Below are 18,706 nucleotides of genomic sequence, written 5' to 3' on the forward strand. Positions count from 1 at the left end.
ACTGTTTTTCTTTATAATATAACGGTTTTTTACTTTTGTTACTGAAAACGTTATGATAATTGCAGATTCATTGATACATAACAGATTTTTTTCAAGTTACTAAGCGTATCCTTATAGGTACATATTTCGTTTATTTTTCACCCTGTTATTTGGTAGGGTATAATGAGTACAAAAAAAATTAATAGGTTGCGCCCTTTTAGTGCGCTAATAGATTCTTGTTGGAAAGAAAAATATACGGCTACTCGCTTTATTAAGGATTTAATCGCGGGTATTACCGTGGGTATTATCGCTATTCCGCTCGCAATGGCTTTAGCTATTGCAAGTGGCGTTCCCCCCCAATATGGGCTATATACCGCGGCTATTGCAGGTATCGTCATTGCGATAACAGGTGGGTCTCGTTATAGCGTTTCTGGCCCCACCGCAGCTTTTGTGGTGATCCTCTACCCTGTTTCACAGCAATTTGGGTTGAGTGGGTTATTAGTCGCTACCCTAATGTCCGGTGTCATACTCCTTGCCATGGGGTTTGCCCGCTTTGGTAAGTTTATTGAATATATCCCTGTTTCAGTCACATTAGGCTTTACTTCGGGGATAGCTATTACCATTGCCACAATGCAAATTAAAGATTTTTTTGGCTTGCAAATGGTGCATGTCCCAGAAAACTATGTTGATAAGCTAATTGCTATTGGTAATACATTCCCCACGTTTCAATACAGCGACACACTAATTGGGCTTTCAACTCTTTTGGTGCTTATCTTCTGGCCTAAATTAAAATTAAGATTTCCCGGCCATTTACCAGCCCTTATTGTCGGGACTTTCGTCATGTGGGTGCTTTCATTATTTGGCATGGAAGTCGCGACTATTGGATCTGAATTTAGCTATTTATTGCCTGATGGCACTGAAGGTAATGGTATTCCCCCTATCCTACCGCAGTTTATTTTGCCATGGGAACTCCCTGGAAGTGCGCCAATTAATTGGGCGATGATCACCGCATTAATGCCCGCTGCATTTTCTATGGCAGTGCTTGGTGCGATTGAATCACTACTATGTGCCGTAGTATTGGACAACATGACAGGAACCAAACACCATTCCAATAGTGAACTTATTGGCCAAGGTGTGGGGAACATTGCGGCGCCTTTTTTTGGTGGGATCACAGCAACCGCTGCAATAGCCCGCTCTGCAGCTAACGTTCGCGCAGGTGCAACATCCCCCATTTCTGCGATTATTCACTCAATATTGGTGATACTTACATTATTAGTTCTTGCTCCAATGCTCTCTTATTTGCCATTAGCCGCCATGTCTGCATTATTATTGATTGTAGCTTGGAACATGAGTGCGGCGGGTAAAGTCGTTTACCTGATTAAACGCGCGCCAAAAGATGACATTATTGTATTAGTGCTATGTATGTCTCTAACTGTTCTATTTGATATGGTTATTGCTATTACTGTCGGGATTGTTCTCGCGTCATTATTGTTTATGCGACGTATTGCCAATATGACCCGTTCAACACAATTAGCAGAAACAGATGAAGAGCGAAGCCGTTTAGTCGTAAGAATAAACGGCCCATTATTTTTCGCTGCTGCCGAGCGTATTTTTGATGAATTACGTGTCAAAAGCGCAGGTTATGAAACCATCATTATGCAATGGGACGCTGTACCGGTCTTAGATGCGGGTGGCTTAGAAGCTTTCGAAAAATTCATCGATGCCGTACGCAAAGATACCCATGTCTTAGTTTGTGACATTCCGTTCCAGCCATTAAAAACTTTGGCAAGAGCGAAAGTGACACCGATTGAAGGCGTGTTAAGTTTTTATAATTCAATAGATCATGCACTTGAAGCTGTTAAGGCTATCGAACAGGCGAGTTCTATCGACACAGAAAAGGCAACAACAGCGTCTTAATTTAAGTCCCTTAACTAAACCGCCATGTTATTTTACATGGCGGTTTAACTGTTACTCATTGAAGCAAAACATTTCATTCCCTGCTTCTTTCCCTTTTTCGCAAGCTATTACCCTTAATTTTTTTGCTTTTGCTGGGTCGATAGCCACCGTTCCTGTGTTATCTTCAGAAAATCTAAATGCAGCCATCCATTCTGCATACCCTGGATAAGTCATCTCATTAGCCTTATCAAACCATTGTTGTGCTTGCTTTTCATCTTTTGCGACACCTTGGCCATCTAGGTAGATAACGCCAAGCAAAATTGGAGCAATAAAATAGTCTGGGTTATTTAGCGCATTAACTTCATTGAGAAGTTCTATAGACTGTTGATAGTCCGTTTTACCTGCAATTGGGTTTATCAATGACTCTGCTAAACTGATTTTTCCACGTGTACTACCCATTTCAACCGCTTTAATCGCGTATTTACGTGCATCAACTAATTCCTGTGAAAAGTAACTATCACTTAATAGATTAATATCCGCTAATAACGCATAAGCATCTGCATTACCATTTTTTGCGGCTTCGTTTGCCCATAAACGCGCACTATTAAGATTTTGTAGAACACCTAAACCGGAAAAATACATTTGAGCCAGCTGATACTGAGCAAGGGTATCTTTCTTCGTTGCTTTTTGATGAGTTTGTACAAATTTTTGTTTATCTTCAGGGGTAATATCAAGTTGAGCGGTAGCTTGAAAAGAAAACGTAATGAGGGATGAAACGATAATAGCTTTATAAAAGTTTGATTTCATAATTATTCTCATTAAAGAAGTCAAAGCGCAGAGCCTTGGCCACCCCATTTTAAGAAGTATTGATATAAGTTATTCATTCCTACCCAATGGTTTTCACACCAGCTCGGGGCGAGTAACGTAGGTTTTCTTGCACTGGCACTAATACGGTGGTAGACAATGTCAGTTGGTGTATGACGCACCATTTCACCGGCAATTTGGGTATATTCATCAAGAGAAAGTGTTGCCAAGCGCCCTGCTCGCCAACTTTTTGCCATTACACTACCTTCAACAATATGTAACGGGTGAAGTTTGATGCCATCCGTTCCACACTCAAGTACTTTATCCAATGTTTGCATATTCATTTGGGCATTTTCACCGGGTAGCCCACAAATCAAATGCGTACAAACTTTTAATCCAAGACTACGCGCTTTTTGCGTTGTTTGTTGGTATGCATCAAAACCATGGCCGCGATTAATACGATGTAGCGTTTTATCATGAGCACTTTGTAAACCTAGCTCAAGCCATATTTCATACCCTTGTTGCTGATAACAACTCAATAAAGATAATACCGCGTCAGGAACACAATCAGGGCGCGTTCCAACACATAAACCAATAATATCAGCCTGTTGTAAAGCATCTTCATAGAGCTGTTTTAGCAGACTCACTTCTGCGTAAGTACTGGTATAGGCTTGGAAATAAGCTAAATAACGTTTTGCGCGGGAAATTCGGGTAATCTGTTGGTGAATTTGTTCACTGATGGTTTTAGAAGATTGGCTTTCATCGGCAAAAGAGGCCACATTACAAAAGGTGCAGCCGCCTCGCCCAAGGGTGCCATCACGGTTTGGGCAATTAAAACCACCATGTAAGGTAATTTTATAAATTTTTTCACCATATCGGCGCTGTAAATCAGCGCCGAACATAGAAACGACTTCGGTGAGCTGCATAAACCGTCTAACTTAGCGACTTGTATCTAACTCAGGGAAGCTTTTTACTACCTCGTCGATTGCTTTCATTTGCTTTAAGAATGGTTCTAGCTTATCTAATGGTAATGCTGATGGGCCATCGCAACGCGCGTTGTCTGGGTCTGGATGGGCTTCAAGAAATAACCCTGCGATCCCAACCGCCATTCCCGCTCTTGCCAGCTCAGCAACTTGACCACGACGGCCACCAGATGCGGCACCAAATGGGTCGCGGCATTGCAATGCGTGGGTTACGTCGAAAATGACAGGACAGCCTTTTGATGCTTGAACCATGACATTAAAGCCAAGCATATCAACAACTAGGTTGTCATAACCAAAGTTTGCGCCACGGTCGCAAAGAATAATTTTATCGTTACCACCTTCGATAAATTTCTCAACGATATTTCCCATTTGTCCTGGGCTGATAAACTGAGGTTTTTTGATATTAATTACCGCATCTGTTTTAGCCATTGCTGCAACTAAGTCCGTTTGACGGGCTAAGAACGCTGGTAATTGAATGACATCAACGACTTCGGCAACAGGGGCTGCTTGTGCTGGCTCATGAACATCCGTAATGATTTTTACGCCAAATGTTTGTTTCAACTCTTGGAATATTTTCATTCCTTCTTCAAGACCTGGACCACGGTAAGAGTGAATTGATGAGCGGTTAGCTTTATCAAATGACGCTTTAAATACGTAAGGAATCCCCAACTTTTGTGTCACTGTGACATAATGCTCACACACTTTCATCGCCATATCGCGAGATTCTAATACATTCATCCCACCAAATAACACAAACGGCAAGTCGTTCGCGACATTGATATCACCAATATTGACTACTTTCTGTTGCATACTCTTACCTTTAATATTGAAACAGGAAAATCGGCCTGTATGTTAATTAATGTAATACGACTGGATGGTTATCCAGCGAATAAATTTGTATTTTAATCATTTCAGAGACAGGGTCTTCTGGGCAATGTTCAATAAAATAATTGAGATCGCTCAATGCCACATGATTACAATCTAAGTGTGCAAGAATTAACCCTCTGTCACGAATTTCGTAAGGGTCTTCAGGATCAAGAGTCAAAAGCGTTTCACAAACCCGTAACGCTAACTCCATCTTTTTTTCTTCCATTAATGCAGCTTTGAGTGTGTCAAAAATTTTACGAATAACAATGCTGTTTTCTGCTGTCTCAAGTTGGTCGTAGTAAAATTCAGAAAAAGGATCAACGGTTCCTTTGAGCCACAAATTTAACGTGTGTAATGATAAAGACTCGCCATTTACAGGGTTAATAACCCATTGGCTGCCATCATTTCTTTCACTAATAAATAATAATTGAGTAGGGAAAATAGCGGGATAAATCGCAATATCAAGGCGTTCGGCAATATATAAAAAAATAGCACCGAGTGTCACTGGCGTACCTTGCTTAGATGACAATACTTTGTCTAGCCACAGCATATCCGATAACAAATAGATCCCTTCAGCTGGACCAAATGACCACTCTTGGTAAAAAAGTGAGGCCAATTGCTGAATTTTTGTTTCGTTATCAGCGGTTAAATCGATACGAGACTTGGCCGATGAGACTAAGCTATCTAACTGAGCTTGCACTTTCATCAGCGGGAAATCATGACGGATACATTGTGAAACAGTCATGATCCCTTCACTTAAAGGGAGTTGATTAAATTCTATATTCGCTATGGTTTTCATTACATTCCCACTGCTATGCCACTTAACCATTCCATTGACCGAGTGAAATTCGCTCTCTTCCACCATAATCAAGACAGGTCTCAATTTTGGTGTACCCATGTACTTCAAATAAATCACGCACTGCAAGACCTTGTGTCCAGCCATGCTCAAGAAGCAACCACCCTTGATTTTTAAGATATTTTTTAGATTCTTGAATGATATGCATTAAATCAGCTAAGCCTTCATTCTTAGCCACTAGAGCGGTTAATGGCTCAAATCGCACATCACCTTCGCTGAGATGCGTATCATTTTCATCAATATAGGGTGGATTACTGATAATCATATCAAATTGTTGAATTGATAGTGAAGCAAACCAATTACTTTGTATAAAATTGACATTTGAAATATTCAAGCGCTGCTGATTTCGTTGTGCTAAAACAACTGCATCAGGGTTAAAATCAACACCGATAACCTGACTTTGCGGCATTTCAGATGCCAAGGCTAGTGCAATTGCCCCAGTCCCAGTACCTAAATCTAAAATTTGATTTTTTTGCTCTGTTAACCTAGATAAGGCTTGTTCAACAATGCATTCGGTATCTGGCCGAGGTATTAATGTCGCAGGAGAGACGTAAAGAGGAAGGGACCAGAACTCACGTTCACCGATAATATAGGCAATAGGCTCACCTTTCTCACGGCGTTGCAAAAGACATTCAGCTTGTTGGCATTCTTCAGCGTTGAGTTCTGTCTCACCAAATGCAAAAAGATAGGTACGGCTGCGACCTGTGACATGCTCCAGTAAAATTTCAGCATCTCGCTTCGCGCTGTCACTTGCAGACAGCCGATTGACTGCCTGCTTGACCCATTCGATATACTGCATTATTCCTGCTCAGACAACGCAGAAAGTTGGTCTGCCTGGTATTCATTGATGATAGGTTGGATAAGTGAATCCAATTTTCCTTCCATCACTTCATCCAAACGGTATAACGTTAAGTTAATACGGTGGTCAGTTACTCGACCTTGCGGAAAATTATAGGTACGAATACGGTCAGAACGGTCACCAGAACCTAGCAGATTACGACGTTCAGATGCTTCTGCAGCTTGGCGTTTATCCATTTCGGCTTGGCGAATACGCGCACCTAATACAGACATCGCTTTCGCTTTGTTTTTATGCTGTGAACGTTCATCTTGGCACTCAACAACAATGCCTGTCGGAATATGGGTAATACGTATTGCGGAATCGGTGGTGTTAACGTGCTGCCCACCCGCACCCGATGAGCGGAAAGTATCAATACGTAAATCCGCAGGGCTGATTTCAGGTAATTCAGCTTCTGGCAGCTCAGGTAAAATCGCTACAGTACAAGCGGATGTATGAATACGGCCTTGAGATTCCGTTTCGGGAACACGTTGAACACGATGACCACCTGACTCAAATTTTAAGCGACCATAAACGCTATCACCGGAAATTTTCGCGATGACTTCTTTAAAACCGCCATGTTCGCCATCGCTCGTGCTCATTAATTCAACGCGCCAGCGGTTGTTTTCTGCATAACGGCTATACATACGGAATAAATCACCCGCAAAAATTGCCGCTTCGTCTCCCCCGGCACCCGCACGGATTTCAACGAAACAGTTATATTCATCATCAGGATCTTTCGGAAGCAGCAACAATTGTAATTGCTGTTCGAGCTCTTCATTGCGCGCTTTGGCTTCTTTAAGCTCTTCTTGAGCCATTTCTTTCATTTCAGGATCGTCTAACAACATTTCAGCTGTTTCGATGTCATCCTGTACTGTGCGCCATGCGCTAAAGCATTTAGCGACATCAGATAATTGGGCATATTCTTTTGATAAAGCACGAAAACGGTCTTGATCGGCAATTACACCTGCATCAGCAAGGTGCGCTTCAATTTCTTCGTAGCGTTCTTGTAATGCTTCTAGTTTTGCGACAATAGAAGGCTTCATTCGTTATATAAGACCTATGATTAAAATGTGGTTATTGATGGTCCAGCCCTAGGCTGTCCCTAAGTAGATTTAGACGCTCGACATCCCCATTACCTGCAGCTTGCTGCAAAGATTTGGTTGGAGCGTGAATAAGGCGGTTGGTTAATTGTTGCGATAATTGCATGATCACTTGCTCAGGGTCTGCGCCTTGACGGATAGCGGTCAACGCTTTTTCAGTCATGTTTGCCCGAATGGCCTCAGCTTGTTCTCTATAATCGCGAATTGTAGACACTGCCGCTTGTGAGCGCAACCAATCCATAAAGTGGCTACTTTCTTGCTCAACAATATATTCAGCTTCAACGGCTGCGGCTTTTCGCTGAGCAAGGTTCTGTGCAATGATAGATTCCAAATCATCCACAGTATAGAGATAAACATCTCTTAATTTTTCAACATCTTGTTCGATATCTCGAGGAACGGCAATATCAATTAATAACATCGGCTTACTACGACGTATTTTCATTGCACGTTCGACCATCCCTTTCCCTATAATAGGTAAAGGACTCGCCGTTGAACTAATGACAATATCAGCTTCCGCTAAGCGGTTATCAATATCTGATAACGAAATGACTTGTGCATTGACCTCATTGGCCAATAACTCCGCCCGTTCACGTGTTCGGTTAGCTATCATCATTTTTTGTACGCCATGTTCACGTAAATGACGCGCCACAAGTTCAATTGTTTCCCCTGCACCCACTAACAAGATGTTTAAATGTTTGAGTGATTCAAATATTTGGCGGGCAAGTGTACAAGCCGCAAATGCGACAGAAACTGCATTCGCGCCAATATCGGTTTCTGTGCGCACACGTTTTGCAACAGAAAACGATTTCTGGAAAAGACGCTCAAGTTCGCTCGATAACGAGTGGTTACCTTGTGAAAGCGCAAACGCCTTTTTTACTTGCCCTAATATTTGTGGTTCACCCAAAACAAGTGAGTCCAAGCCACTAGCGACACGCATTAGGTGACTCACCGCGCGGTCGTCTTGGTGCCAATAGAGACTCGGTTGTAAATCTTTTTGGGTTATACCATGAAAATCACACAGCCATTTTACTAGCTGTTCTTGAGCTTGTTCTTGCGATTCAAGGCTCAAATAAAGCTCAGTTCTATTACAGGTAGACAGCACAACACCACCATTCACTTGAGGCTGTTTGAGAAGTTCCTCAAGTGCATGGTCAATTTTTTCAGGACCAAACGTTACCCGCTCACGCAGGGCTACTGGTGCTGTTTTATGGTTGATACCTAAGGCTAATAAGGTCATTGTGCTTTACGACTTGCTCACATTGCTTACAGTGCTAATTATTTTCAGTTATGCTCGATGGGTATTTCCTACCAATTTAGCAATACTGTTATTTATATTGTTCTATTGTAGATGATCCGCGTCTCTCTTTCTACGGTTTGCATAAGCCTATCCTTCAGAAAGATGACCCATGCCAAAAAATAAACCGAAATAACAGACGTAATGGCGATTTTATCAGTCAAAACTGATCGTAATTTTATCGTTTATTTATACTATATAAAACTGATTATCAGCCATATCATTATTAACAATGATAAATTAACTGCGATAAGATGCATAGAGGATGCAATTATTTCGCACAGAAAGCAAATGGTGACGAGCTTGGATTGGTTTAATAGCCACTTTAGAAAACCATTCCCGCTGTCAATGCACTATGTTATTTGTATACAAACAGTAAATCACTTACAGATTTTTATCGGTTAGGTATATCATCGAGTGCAATAGATGACTCAGATAGCCATATCGCGCTAAACTAAACCTCTTTAAATGCAAGTAACTCAATAGAGACTGCTATCAGCGCCCAATACAACTTTGAGATTTGATATGCAATTAACTCAAGCTTTACCGTTTATGCACATAAATAAGCACTTTTTTCGCCTCTTACCACTTTCATGCGTCTTGCTAACTGCTTGCGTGACAACGTCACAAACAACCACGAAAGGAACCAGCTCCGCATCGGATGCTAAGTGGAAAGCACATCAACAAGAATTAAGTCAGTTACGTGACTACCAAACACGGGGCTCCTTTGCCTATAACGGAGGAGAAACAAAAACGTACGCTAAGTTTTTCTGGCAACAATATACACCGGAAAAATACCGTTTATTGTTAACCAACCCATTAGGTAGCCGCGAACTTGAACTTACCGTTGAACCTGATTTAGCTCGATTAACTACCAAAGATGGTCAAACCCATATGAGTGACGTGCCGAGCGAGTTGATTTATCAGCTCACTGGTATGGAAATCCCAATTGATAACCTAACCGCTTGGTTAACTGGCTCGCCCGGACGTGCAACAGATTTCACCTTAGATGAAAACCACTTGCTAAAAAGTGTTACGTTTAAAAGCAATGGTGAAACATGGCAGCTCAACTATATTTCCTATGACAGCAAAACAACACCAATGCTGCCAAACTATCTCGAGTTACGCCAAGGGGATAGACTTATCAAATTGAAAATGGATAGTTGGACACTGAAAAAATGACGTTAACATGGCCTTCTCCGGCAAAATTAAATCTTTTTTTGTACATCACCGGCCAACGCCCTGATGGCTATCACGAGTTACAAACTCTATTTCAATTTGTCGATTATGGCGATGAAATCACTATCACAACACGTGATGACGACCAGTTGAATTTATTGACGGATATGCAAGGGGTTCCCCCCGAAAAAAACCTAATTTTACGGGCTGCTAGATTATTACAATCCTATTGCCGCGATACGTTGCAACACAGTGGCCCACTAGGTGCCGATGTCCGTATTCATAAAATATTACCAATGGGCGGTGGTATTGGTGGAGGCTCATCAAACGCAGCAACTACCTTAATTGCGCTTAACGAACACTGGAAAACACAGATTTCTGATGAAGTCCTTGCGCAATTAGGCGCATCATTAGGAGCAGATGTTCCTGTGTTTGTTCGTGGGCATGCAGCTTTTGCCGAAGGGGTTGGTGATATTTTAACCAAAGCTTCCCCTAAAGAGAAATGGTATTTGGTGGCTCATCCCGGAATTGAAATATCAACCCCGATGATCTTCACAGATCCACAATTAAATCGAAATTCTCCAAAACGCTCCCTAGCCGCATTATTACTGGCTCCGTACGCAAATGACTGCGAACCAATCGCAAGAAAACGTTTTCGTGAGGTTGAACAGCTTGTTTCTTGGCTGTTAGAATATGCTCCGTCTCGCCTTACAGGAACAGGCGCATGTGTTTTTTCTGAATTTGAAACACAAGCGGATGCCCTGCAGGTGTTAAATAAAGCCCCATCGTGGGTGCAAGGGTTCGTCGCTCAAGGCGTTAACGTTTCCCCACTGCACAAGTTCCGCGCTGGGATAACCCGTGTATTGCACCAATAAGCCTTGTCGCTGTTGGTCAACAATATCTCTCTGGACGCAAGCCTGAGGTTTTTCTCGTGCCCGATATGAAGCTTTTTGCTGGTAACGCTACACCGGAACTAGCACAACGTGTTGCTAACCGCCTTTACACTAATCTTGGAGACGCGGCTGTTGGTCGTTTTAGCGACGGCGAAGTCAGTGTTCAAATTAATGAAAATGTTCGCGGTGGTGATATTTTTATCATCCAGTCAACTTGTGCACCAACCAACGATAACCTGATGGAACTGGTTGTTATGGTCGATGCCCTACGCCGTGCATCTGCTGGTCGTATTACCGCTGTTATCCCTTACTTCGGTTATGCAAGACAGGATCGTCGCGTACGTTCTGCCCGTGTACCAATCACCGCTAAAGTTGTTGCCGATTTTCTGTCAAGTGTAGGTGTAGACCGTGTGCTCACTGTCGATTTACACGCAGAGCAGATCCAGGGCTTCTTTGATGTTCCTGTGGATAATGTATTTGGTAGCCCTATTCTTCTGGAAGATATGTTACAGAAGAATTTGGAAAACCCAATCGTTGTATCTCCAGACATCGGCGGCGTGGTACGTGCTAGAGCTATCGCAAAACTCCTGAATGACACCGATATGGCCATTATTGACAAACGCCGCCCACGTGCGAACGTTTCTCAAGTCATGCATATCATTGGTGATGTTTCAGGTCGTGATTGCATCTTAGTGGACGATATGATTGATACCGGTGGTACGCTGTGTAAAGCAGCAGAAGCACTGAAAGAACGTGGTGCGAAGCGTGTATTTGCATACGCTACACACCCGATTTTCTCAGGTAATGCTGTAGACAACATCAAAAATTCAGTCATTGATGAAGTCATTGTTTGTGACACTATTCCTCTTTCTCCTGAAATCAAAGCGCTGAGCAATGTTCGCACCTTAACGCTTTCAGGTATGTTAGCTGAAGCTATCCGTCGTATTAGTAACGAAGAGTCAATTTCAGCAATGTTTGAACACTAATTCTCCAATATTGGATTTTAGCGTTCAACCGTGATGAAAAAGTCACAAAAAAATATAAGCCCCTGCAATGTCATTTGCAGGGGCTTTATGATTTTGGCAGAAAAAGCCACTGGGGCTCATTTTTATATTTTATCACCGATCATAGTGGTGATTTCACATTATGAAACGACAAAAATAGCCATCTAAAATAACTAACAATATTCACGACAAAAGAGCAAAATTCTTTGGGATTTCACTCTTCTTAATGCCTAATTATCAAACTCGTTCACCATTATCAGCAATTAATTGCTCTAGACTATTTATGTTATGGATAGCGGTGATTATCTCTGCGTGAATGATATTGTTGTTTCAATTGCCAGTAACGGTCTGCAACTTTTTCACGGCCGCCGATCCTAGCACCGACTAACCATACCATCGCACCGATAAAAATGCCGAATAAGGAACCGTTCGTGATAAGTTCTGAAAGGCCTAAGTTAACGATATGAGAGAATAAGTTGACACCGATACTCCCGATCATCAACACCATTCCGATTCCCATGAAGACATTACCAAGAAGATGAGCGCTTTTCCGTTTCATATATACCTCCAGTACCAGTAAACTGATAAGCAAGCATGTGTAAATAAATTCGGTCATACTTTATATTTATGTAATGATTATAGTGCATTAAGTAAAATTTTTTGCGATAGACATCACAAGGAAGGAAGTTAGCAAGAATATCTGTACAAAAAATGCTTTTCATCAAAAAATCAGAAAGCCCGAATAGTTTATTAAGCAATTATAATCATAGTTACTTTATCCATCACAATTTTGTACATCCTGCATTTCACAAGGTAAACTAGGGCATTATTTTCATAACTGATAGTGAAATCACCACCGTGAGCAAAATTAAGTTAATTGTTGGACTTGCCAATCCGGGTGCTGAATATGCACAAACGCGCCATAATGCAGGTGCATGGTATGTTGATTTACTGGCTGAGCGCCATAATCAGCCATTGAAAGAAGAAGCAAAGTTTTTTGGTTATACCGCACGTATTAATATGGGCGGTAATGACATCCGTCTGCTGGTTCCAACCACATTTATGAACCTAAGTGGTAAGTCGGTTGCCGCTATAGCCAATTTTTATCGCATCAATCTCGATGAAATTTTAGTCGCCCATGATGAACTCGATTTACCCCCCGGTGTAGCTAAAATGAAATTAGGGGGCAGCAATGGCGGCCACAATGGGTTGAAAGATATTCAAAGTAAATTCGCCAATAACCCGAATTTTTATCGTTTACGCATAGGTATTGGCCACCCGGGTGATAAAAACAAAGTGGTTGGCTTTGTTTTGGGTAAGCCACCGTTATCTGAGCAAAAACTCATTGATGATGCAATTGATGAAGCGGCTAGGTGTACAGATATTCTGCTAGCAGACGGAATGGACAAAGCCATCAATCGTCTACATGGCTTCAAAGCAACTGCATAAGAGTTCATTTCATCCGAATCGACTTTTTGTGTATAATCAGCGCCAATTTCTAAACATTGGGTGCAGCGTATGTCTGCCCCTCGCTATTAAGGTGAGAAACATATGGGTTTTAAATGCGGTATCGTTGGTCTGCCTAACGTGGGTAAATCCACTCTGTTTAATGCATTGACCAAAGCCGGCATCGAAGCAGCCAACTTCCCTTTCTGTACAATTGAACCAAACACGGGTGTTGTGCCAATGCCAGACCCACGTCTTGATCAATTAGCTGAAATTGTGAAGCCACAGCGTATTTTACCAACTACGATGGAGTTCGTGGATATCGCGGGCTTAGTCAAAGGGGCATCTAAAGGTGAAGGCCTAGGTAACCAATTTTTAACGAATATCCGTGAAACCGAAGCCATTGGTCACGTTGTTCGTTGTTTTGAAAATGACAATATCATCCACGTTGCAGGCCAAGTTGACCCTGCCGCAGATATTGAAGTCATTAATACTGAATTAGCACTTGCTGACCTTGATACCTGTGAGCGCGCTATCCATCGTGTCCAAAAACGCGCAAAAGGTGGCGATAAAGACGCAAAAGCAGAATTAGAAGCATTAGAAAAATGTTTGCCGCACCTAGAGCAAGCAGGTATGTTGCGTACATTAGAGTTATCTAATGAAGATAAAGCCGCTATCCGCTACTTGAGCTTCTTAACATTAAAGCCAACGATGTACATTGCTAACGTTAATGAAGATGGTTTTGAAAATAATCCCTTCTTAGATGTGGTGTATAAAATTGCAGAAGCCGAAGGCTCTGTAGTTGTTCCCGTCTGTGCAGCGATTGAGTCTGATATTGCAGAACTTGAAGACGAAGAGCGCGATGAGTTTATGGCTGATTTAGGTATTGAAGAACCGGGTCTTAACCGTGTTATTCGTGCCGGCTATCAGTTATTAAACCTGCAAACTTATTTTACTGCTGGGGTGAAAGAAGTGCGTGCATGGACTATCCCTGTCGGTGCAACGGCACCACAAGCCGCAGGTAAAATCCATACTGACTTTGAAAAAGGCTTTATCCGTGCGCAAACTATCGCATTTGATGATTTTATCCAGTACCGTGGTGAGCAAGGCGCAAAAGAAGCCGGTAAAATGCGCGCAGAAGGTAAAGACTATATCGTTAAAGACGGCGATGTGCTGAACTTCTTGTTTAATGTGTAGTACCACAATTGGTCTATAACGTACCTTAAGTTTATTGAAACAGCATAAAGCTCAGGTGTTACCTTGGTTTTATGCTGTTTTTTCTATATCAGCCTATCACAAGGTTAATTTGCGTTCCTATCTTCTATAATCATCGCTGCGGCGCGTTCTGCAATCATTATCGTTGGTGCGTTGGTATTGCCACTTGGAATTTCAGGCATCACAGAACAGTCCACGACACGTAAGTTTTCAATACCATGTACACGTAACCGCAAATCAGTCACTGATGTTGTGGTATCCGTTCCCATACGACAAGTTCCCACAGGATGGTAAACCGTTTTACAAAAATTTCGGACAAACTCTTCAAGTTGAGCGTCATCATGACGTACAGAAGCAGGTGGCATTAGAACCTCTTTGCTTAGCACTTGTAATGAAGGGGAGTCCAATACATCTAAGCCAAACTTAACCGCACGTTTGCAACCTTCCATATCTTCGGGTGAGGCAAGATAATTAGCGTGAATTTTTAGTGGGGCTTGTGGGTCTGTGCTGCGCAATAAAACTTCACCACGGGACTTAGGTTGTAAGTACCCGACCTTTAATGAAAAGCCGTGGGCTGCGGGCAGAGGCTCACCAGGAACATCATCCCAGCTATCTAAAATAGGTAAAAAGTGAATTTGTACATCAGGACGGCCTTGGTTGCAGCTGTCTTTAAATGCAGCGCCTTCTAAAACGTTAGAGGTGAGCAGTCCACTGCGAAATACCATCCACTCGACCCCGTGTTTAATCGCATTTAAACCTTGGTCTGCGCCGAATAAACTTATTGGCTGCTTAGTCGTGACGTTAATTGACATATGTAGGTGGTCATGAAAATTTTTACCAACAGGTAGATTCGCATGAGTATGGATCCCCAACGAAGACAAGTGCTCCTCTGGCCCGATACCTGATAGCATCAATAATTTTGCAGAGCCCATCGCACCCGAACAGACCAATACTTCGCAACTGGCAAATGTCTCAACTTCATGACCATTTTTCCCTTGATAGGCAACACCAATCGCGCGGCCATCGCGAATGATGATACGGTTCACTTGAGTGCCAAGCTTTAATGTCAACTTATCACTCTTTTCCACTGATTTTAAATAGGTTCTTGATGTACTGGCTCTTTCTCCATTATGCGTTGTCGTCTGGTAAAAGCTTGTTCCTTGCTGGCTTTCCCCATTAAGGTCATTGACATAAGGAAGACCATGCTCTTGCGCTGCACGAATAAATGCCATTGATAATGGGTGCCGGTATCTATTTTCACTGACAGGAAGTGGGCCTTCTGTTCCATGGTATTCTCCTGTCAGGCTTTCATTACTCTCTGCCTTTTTAAACCATGGCAATACATCCGAGTATCCCCAGCCTTCACAGCCGTAATTTAGAGCCCAATTATCATAATCTTGTTTCTGGCCTCGGATATAAATCATTCCATTGACAGAACTACTTCCCCCCAACACTTTCCCTTGGGCAATTTGCATTTTACGGTTATTCGCGTGAGGCTCTGGCTCAGTTTCATAAGGCCAACTTTTTTGGGCAATAATTTTCGCCACGCCAGCTGGCATACGAATAAACAAGTGGTTATCGCTACCACCCGCTTCAATAAGTAATACTTTGGATTGCGTCTCTTGGATCAACCGAGCAGCAAGAACACAACCGGCAGAACCCGCACCTACAATAATATAATCATATTTTACTGCGCTCATTTGTCACCCCGTCAAATAAAACAAACAATCTATTTTCATTTTTTTAACAATAGTGCTTTTAATTCATTAATGTATGAACAATATTCCACATATGTGATTAAAATCAAAAATAATTTCTTATGTAATTATTATTGGCTCTTAATAAACATTGTTTATTCAAGAAAAATTTTAAGCAAAGTCAATACTTAAACCTAATCCAATCTTTATTAATAAATGAATGTTTATAGCTAGCTAATAAGTAATCTGTCATATAGAAATATCTTATTTTATCGTGTTTAAGCGAGTCACAATCCCCTTCGATGTTATCAGCGCGACTATAAAGCTTATTTCCATGCAGGAGTTGCAAGATAATAGATGAATGCTATAGTAATGACCGATTAATATTCTTTCGGCTTGAGGACGACCTCAAGTGCGTATCAGCAACAGGGACGGCCCTTTCTTCTAAAGGAAAACAATATGGGGCGCTTCTGTTTCAATAGTCCACTCATCCCGTTAACAACTTGGAGCCGGTTAATCGGCTCTTGGTTAGTCGTCATTTTCTTTATTTTAAGTGGCGAAACATTACTTAATGACAGTCTTTCTGCATTTAGTGCAACTTGGATTTTTTTACTGCTGTTCATTACAATTCTCACCGCTTCCTTTGGTGTCGTTAAAGAGGCTGACCATCTTGCTGAACAATTGGGTGAGCCATACGGAACGCTGATCCTGACTTTATCTATTGTCTTAATTGAAGTCATTCTTATTGCCTCGGTTCTACTAGGTCCCGGTGATTTTCCAACTATTGGGCGTGATTCCATATTCGCCGTGATGATGATTATCATGAACCTCGTCGTAGGTATCTGCTTACTCGCAGGTTCAGCTAGAAATGGTGAACAAGAATATAATACGCAAGGAACCAACAGTTATCTTTCAATGATCGTATTACTGACTGGTTTAGCGTTAATCCTACCAAATTATACCTCTAGCCAAGGGGAGTATTCCCATACGCAAGCCATTGGTATTTCAGGTATTACTATACTTATCTATGGTGCTTTCTTGTGGATGCAGATGCGAGGTCACCGACGATTTTTTATCCAGCCGCCTAAAGGGCTGATGAATGTCCCAGAACAATACATTTCAGCTAGCGATGCTTTGGCAGACAATAATGTCGAAAAGAAAGATAACCACGCTGAGTCAAACAAAAAAACGATTATTATTCGTTCTTGTGTGTTAATTGGGCTGATACTCCCTATTGTGTTACTTGCGCATTATTTAGCCATCGTGACTGATTACGGAATTGAAGCCTTAGGAGCACCAGCAGCAGTCGGTGGTGTCCTGATCGCCATTATCGTATTTACACCTGAATCAATCACAGCAGTAAAAGCGGCAATGAATAATGAAATGCAACGAGCGATAAACCTTTGCCAAGGCGCATTTGTCTCAACAGTAGGTTTAACTGTGCCAGCAGTATTAATTATCGGCATTATTACCGGTAAACAAGTCATTATGGGGATTTCTAACGCGGAAATTGTTTTATTCGCAATCACCATGTTACTGACTATGCTTTCATTTAATGGTCAGAAAACATCTCCCATTCAAGGTTGGATACACCTTGCCATCTTTGCTGTATTTGGGCTTATTCTATTTTATCCGTAGTGGCTGACAAAACGTGAAGGCTGCATAAGAAAATACTCGATTGGGTATCAAATTTTATGTTAGCCTCGCTCACACTTTCCTTATTCTTAACATATCCAAAGCCAAATCATGCCATGCTTGTGCACGACGGCTTTGATGGTGGTTTTTTACTGTCGCTAAAGCAATGTCGTAAGCCAATATTGGCTCAATAACTGGAATAACGGATACCCCCACTGAACTGGCGTTCTGCCACATACTGTCCGGAAGTAGCGTTATCCCTACCCCAGCTCTTACCATGGCTGTCACCAAATCTAAATGACTACTACGCCCAGAAATAGTGGGTTTTTTACCATAAACACCGCAAGCACTAACAACAAGTTCATTAATTAGAAAATCATCAGAAAAGAAAATAAAAGGCTCATCGGCTATTTCACTAAATTTAACAAATTCACGTATTGCAAGTGGATGTTGGTTGCTAACCAATAGCATTAATCGGTCGGTTGAAAAAGGGTGTACTTCAAAGCGGTCATCAGCAAAAGGTAACATCACGGCGGCAGTTTCAACTTCACCATTTAGCATTGCCTCTCGCATTTTGCGTGTACCCAACTCAAGAATTTTCAGTTCCACCTGTGGATAACGTCGGCTAAAAGCCATAATAATATCAGCAAAATAGGTCGATGCTATCACGGGTGGTAGCCCCACGGGTAGTACTCCAGATATAGGGCCTGACCTTTCCAGTAACGCTTTTTTCATACTGCCAAATTGTGAAAGAATTTGTCTAGCATGAGCCAATAAAATATCCCCTTCCTCCGTTAATTTAACGCCATCGACTTCCCTAATCAGCAAAGTATAACCAAGTTCATCTTCTAATTTTTTAATACTACGGCTAACCGCTGGTTGCGTTACAAATAAACTTTCTGCCGCGCGGCTAAAACCATTGAGCTGCACAACTTCAACAAAATAACGTAATGAACGAATGTCCATTTCGCCCCCTATAATTTTTAGTTATAGATAGAATGAGTTTAAGTGATTTCCTTT

The 18,706-nt window shown here is 41.8% G+C and carries 17 protein-coding genes; 7 read left to right on the forward strand and 10 right to left on the reverse strand.

From position 1 onward, the window contains the following. Positions 1–162 precede the first annotated feature (162 nt). The gene (gene dauA / locus ACU696_RS13860; protein WP_109911302.1) at positions 163–1,896 is read left to right on the forward strand and encodes a C4-dicarboxylic acid transporter DauA; all 1,734 of its coding nucleotides are present in this window, start codon (positions 163–165) and stop codon (positions 1,894–1,896) included. Positions 1,897–1,947: 51 nt separating this feature from the next. Here dauA and ACU696_RS13865 read toward each other — a convergent pair whose 3' ends face one another. Genes ACU696_RS13865 through hemA form a run of 7 tightly spaced genes read right to left on the reverse strand, consistent with a single transcriptional unit; the run spans position 1,948 to position 8,560 of the window. After that, positions 1,948–2,682 (reverse strand): tetratricopeptide repeat protein, encoded by a 735-nt coding sequence (locus ACU696_RS13865; protein ID WP_109911301.1) that lies wholly within the window; start codon positions 2,680–2,682, stop codon positions 1,948–1,950. Positions 2,683–2,702: 20 nt separating this feature from the next. Continuing rightward, a complete protein-coding gene (locus ACU696_RS13870; protein ID WP_004910623.1) occupies positions 2,703–3,605 on the reverse strand; it encodes a TIGR01212 family radical SAM protein in 903 nt (300 codons plus the stop codon). A gap of 12 nt (positions 3,606–3,617) precedes the next feature. Then, on the reverse strand, positions 3,618–4,472 hold the full coding sequence (gene kdsA / locus ACU696_RS13875) for a 3-deoxy-8-phosphooctulonate synthase (protein ID WP_004255137.1): 855 nt from the start codon (positions 4,470–4,472) through the stop codon (positions 3,618–3,620). Positions 4,473–4,518: 46 nt separating this feature from the next. Next, the gene (sirB1, locus tag ACU696_RS13880) at positions 4,519–5,328 is read right to left on the reverse strand and encodes an invasion regulator SirB1 (RefSeq protein ID WP_109911300.1); all 810 of its coding nucleotides are present in this window, start codon (positions 5,326–5,328) and stop codon (positions 4,519–4,521) included. 22 nt (positions 5,329–5,350) lie between these two features. Further along, the gene (gene prmC, locus ACU696_RS13885; protein WP_004910612.1) at positions 5,351–6,184 is read right to left on the reverse strand and encodes a peptide chain release factor N(5)-glutamine methyltransferase; all 834 of its coding nucleotides are present in this window, start codon (positions 6,182–6,184) and stop codon (positions 5,351–5,353) included. Beyond that, positions 6,184–7,266, reverse strand: a complete 1,083-nt coding sequence (gene prfA, locus ACU696_RS13890; RefSeq protein WP_004264135.1) for a peptide chain release factor 1 — start codon at positions 7,264–7,266, stop codon at positions 6,184–6,186. Before prfA ends, prmC begins: the two co-directional genes overlap by 1 nt. A 31-nt stretch (positions 7,267–7,297) precedes the next feature. After that, positions 7,298–8,560 (reverse strand): glutamyl-tRNA reductase, encoded by a 1,263-nt coding sequence (gene hemA, locus ACU696_RS13895; protein WP_004910608.1) that lies wholly within the window; start codon positions 8,558–8,560, stop codon positions 7,298–7,300. Positions 8,561–9,142: 582 nt separating this feature from the next. On the opposite strand from hemA, the gene lolB reads away from it, so the two are divergent. The 3 genes from lolB to prs are packed head-to-tail and all read left to right on the forward strand — an operon-like array spanning position 9,143 to position 11,675. Beyond that, positions 9,143–9,799: a lipoprotein insertase outer membrane protein LolB gene (gene lolB, locus ACU696_RS13900; RefSeq protein WP_447343129.1), complete on the forward strand. Its 657-nt coding sequence runs from the start codon at positions 9,143–9,145 to the stop codon at positions 9,797–9,799. Continuing rightward, positions 9,796–10,671: a 4-(cytidine 5'-diphospho)-2-C-methyl-D-erythritol kinase gene (gene ispE, locus ACU696_RS13905; RefSeq protein ID WP_109911298.1), complete on the forward strand. Its 876-nt coding sequence runs from the start codon at positions 9,796–9,798 to the stop codon at positions 10,669–10,671. The genes lolB and ispE overlap by 4 nt, the downstream gene beginning before the upstream one ends. A 56-nt stretch (positions 10,672–10,727) precedes the next feature. Next, positions 10,728–11,675: a ribose-phosphate diphosphokinase gene (gene prs, locus ACU696_RS13910; protein WP_004910604.1), complete on the forward strand. Its 948-nt coding sequence runs from the start codon at positions 10,728–10,730 to the stop codon at positions 11,673–11,675. A gap of 304 nt (positions 11,676–11,979) precedes the next feature. Here prs and ychH read toward each other — a convergent pair whose 3' ends face one another. Continuing rightward, positions 11,980–12,252 carry a stress-induced protein YchH gene (ychH, locus tag ACU696_RS13915; RefSeq protein WP_004910602.1) on the reverse strand — a complete coding sequence of 91 codons (273 nt, stop codon included), beginning with the start codon at positions 12,250–12,252 and terminating at the stop codon, positions 11,980–11,982. Positions 12,253–12,551: 299 nt separating this feature from the next. Here ychH and pth point away from each other — a divergent pair, with 299 nt between their 5' ends. Then, positions 12,552–13,142, forward strand: coding sequence for an aminoacyl-tRNA hydrolase (pth, locus tag ACU696_RS13920; RefSeq protein WP_004910601.1), 591 nt, complete (start codon positions 12,552–12,554; stop codon positions 13,140–13,142). Between the two features lie 102 nt (positions 13,143–13,244). Further along, positions 13,245–14,336 (forward strand): redox-regulated ATPase YchF, encoded by a 1,092-nt coding sequence (gene ychF, locus ACU696_RS13925; RefSeq protein WP_004910600.1) that lies wholly within the window; start codon positions 13,245–13,247, stop codon positions 14,334–14,336. Between the two features lie 104 nt (positions 14,337–14,440). On the opposite strand, the gene ACU696_RS13930 is transcribed toward ychF, so the two are convergent. After that, positions 14,441–16,054 (reverse strand): GMC family oxidoreductase, encoded by a 1,614-nt coding sequence (locus ACU696_RS13930; protein ID WP_123382012.1) that lies wholly within the window; start codon positions 16,052–16,054, stop codon positions 14,441–14,443. 456 nt (positions 16,055–16,510) lie between these two features. Here ACU696_RS13930 and ACU696_RS13935 point away from each other — a divergent pair, with 456 nt between their 5' ends. Next, positions 16,511–17,689, forward strand: a complete 1,179-nt coding sequence (locus ACU696_RS13935; protein ID WP_110731894.1) for a calcium:proton antiporter — start codon at positions 16,511–16,513, stop codon at positions 17,687–17,689. Positions 17,690–17,758: 69 nt separating this feature from the next. Here ACU696_RS13935 and ACU696_RS13940 read toward each other — a convergent pair whose 3' ends face one another. Then, the gene (locus ACU696_RS13940; protein WP_117161962.1) at positions 17,759–18,652 is read right to left on the reverse strand and encodes a LysR family transcriptional regulator; all 894 of its coding nucleotides are present in this window, start codon (positions 18,650–18,652) and stop codon (positions 17,759–17,761) included. Between the last annotated feature and the right edge of the window lie 54 nt (positions 18,653–18,706).

It is taken from the genome of Providencia sp. PROV_01, assembly GCF_053098325.1.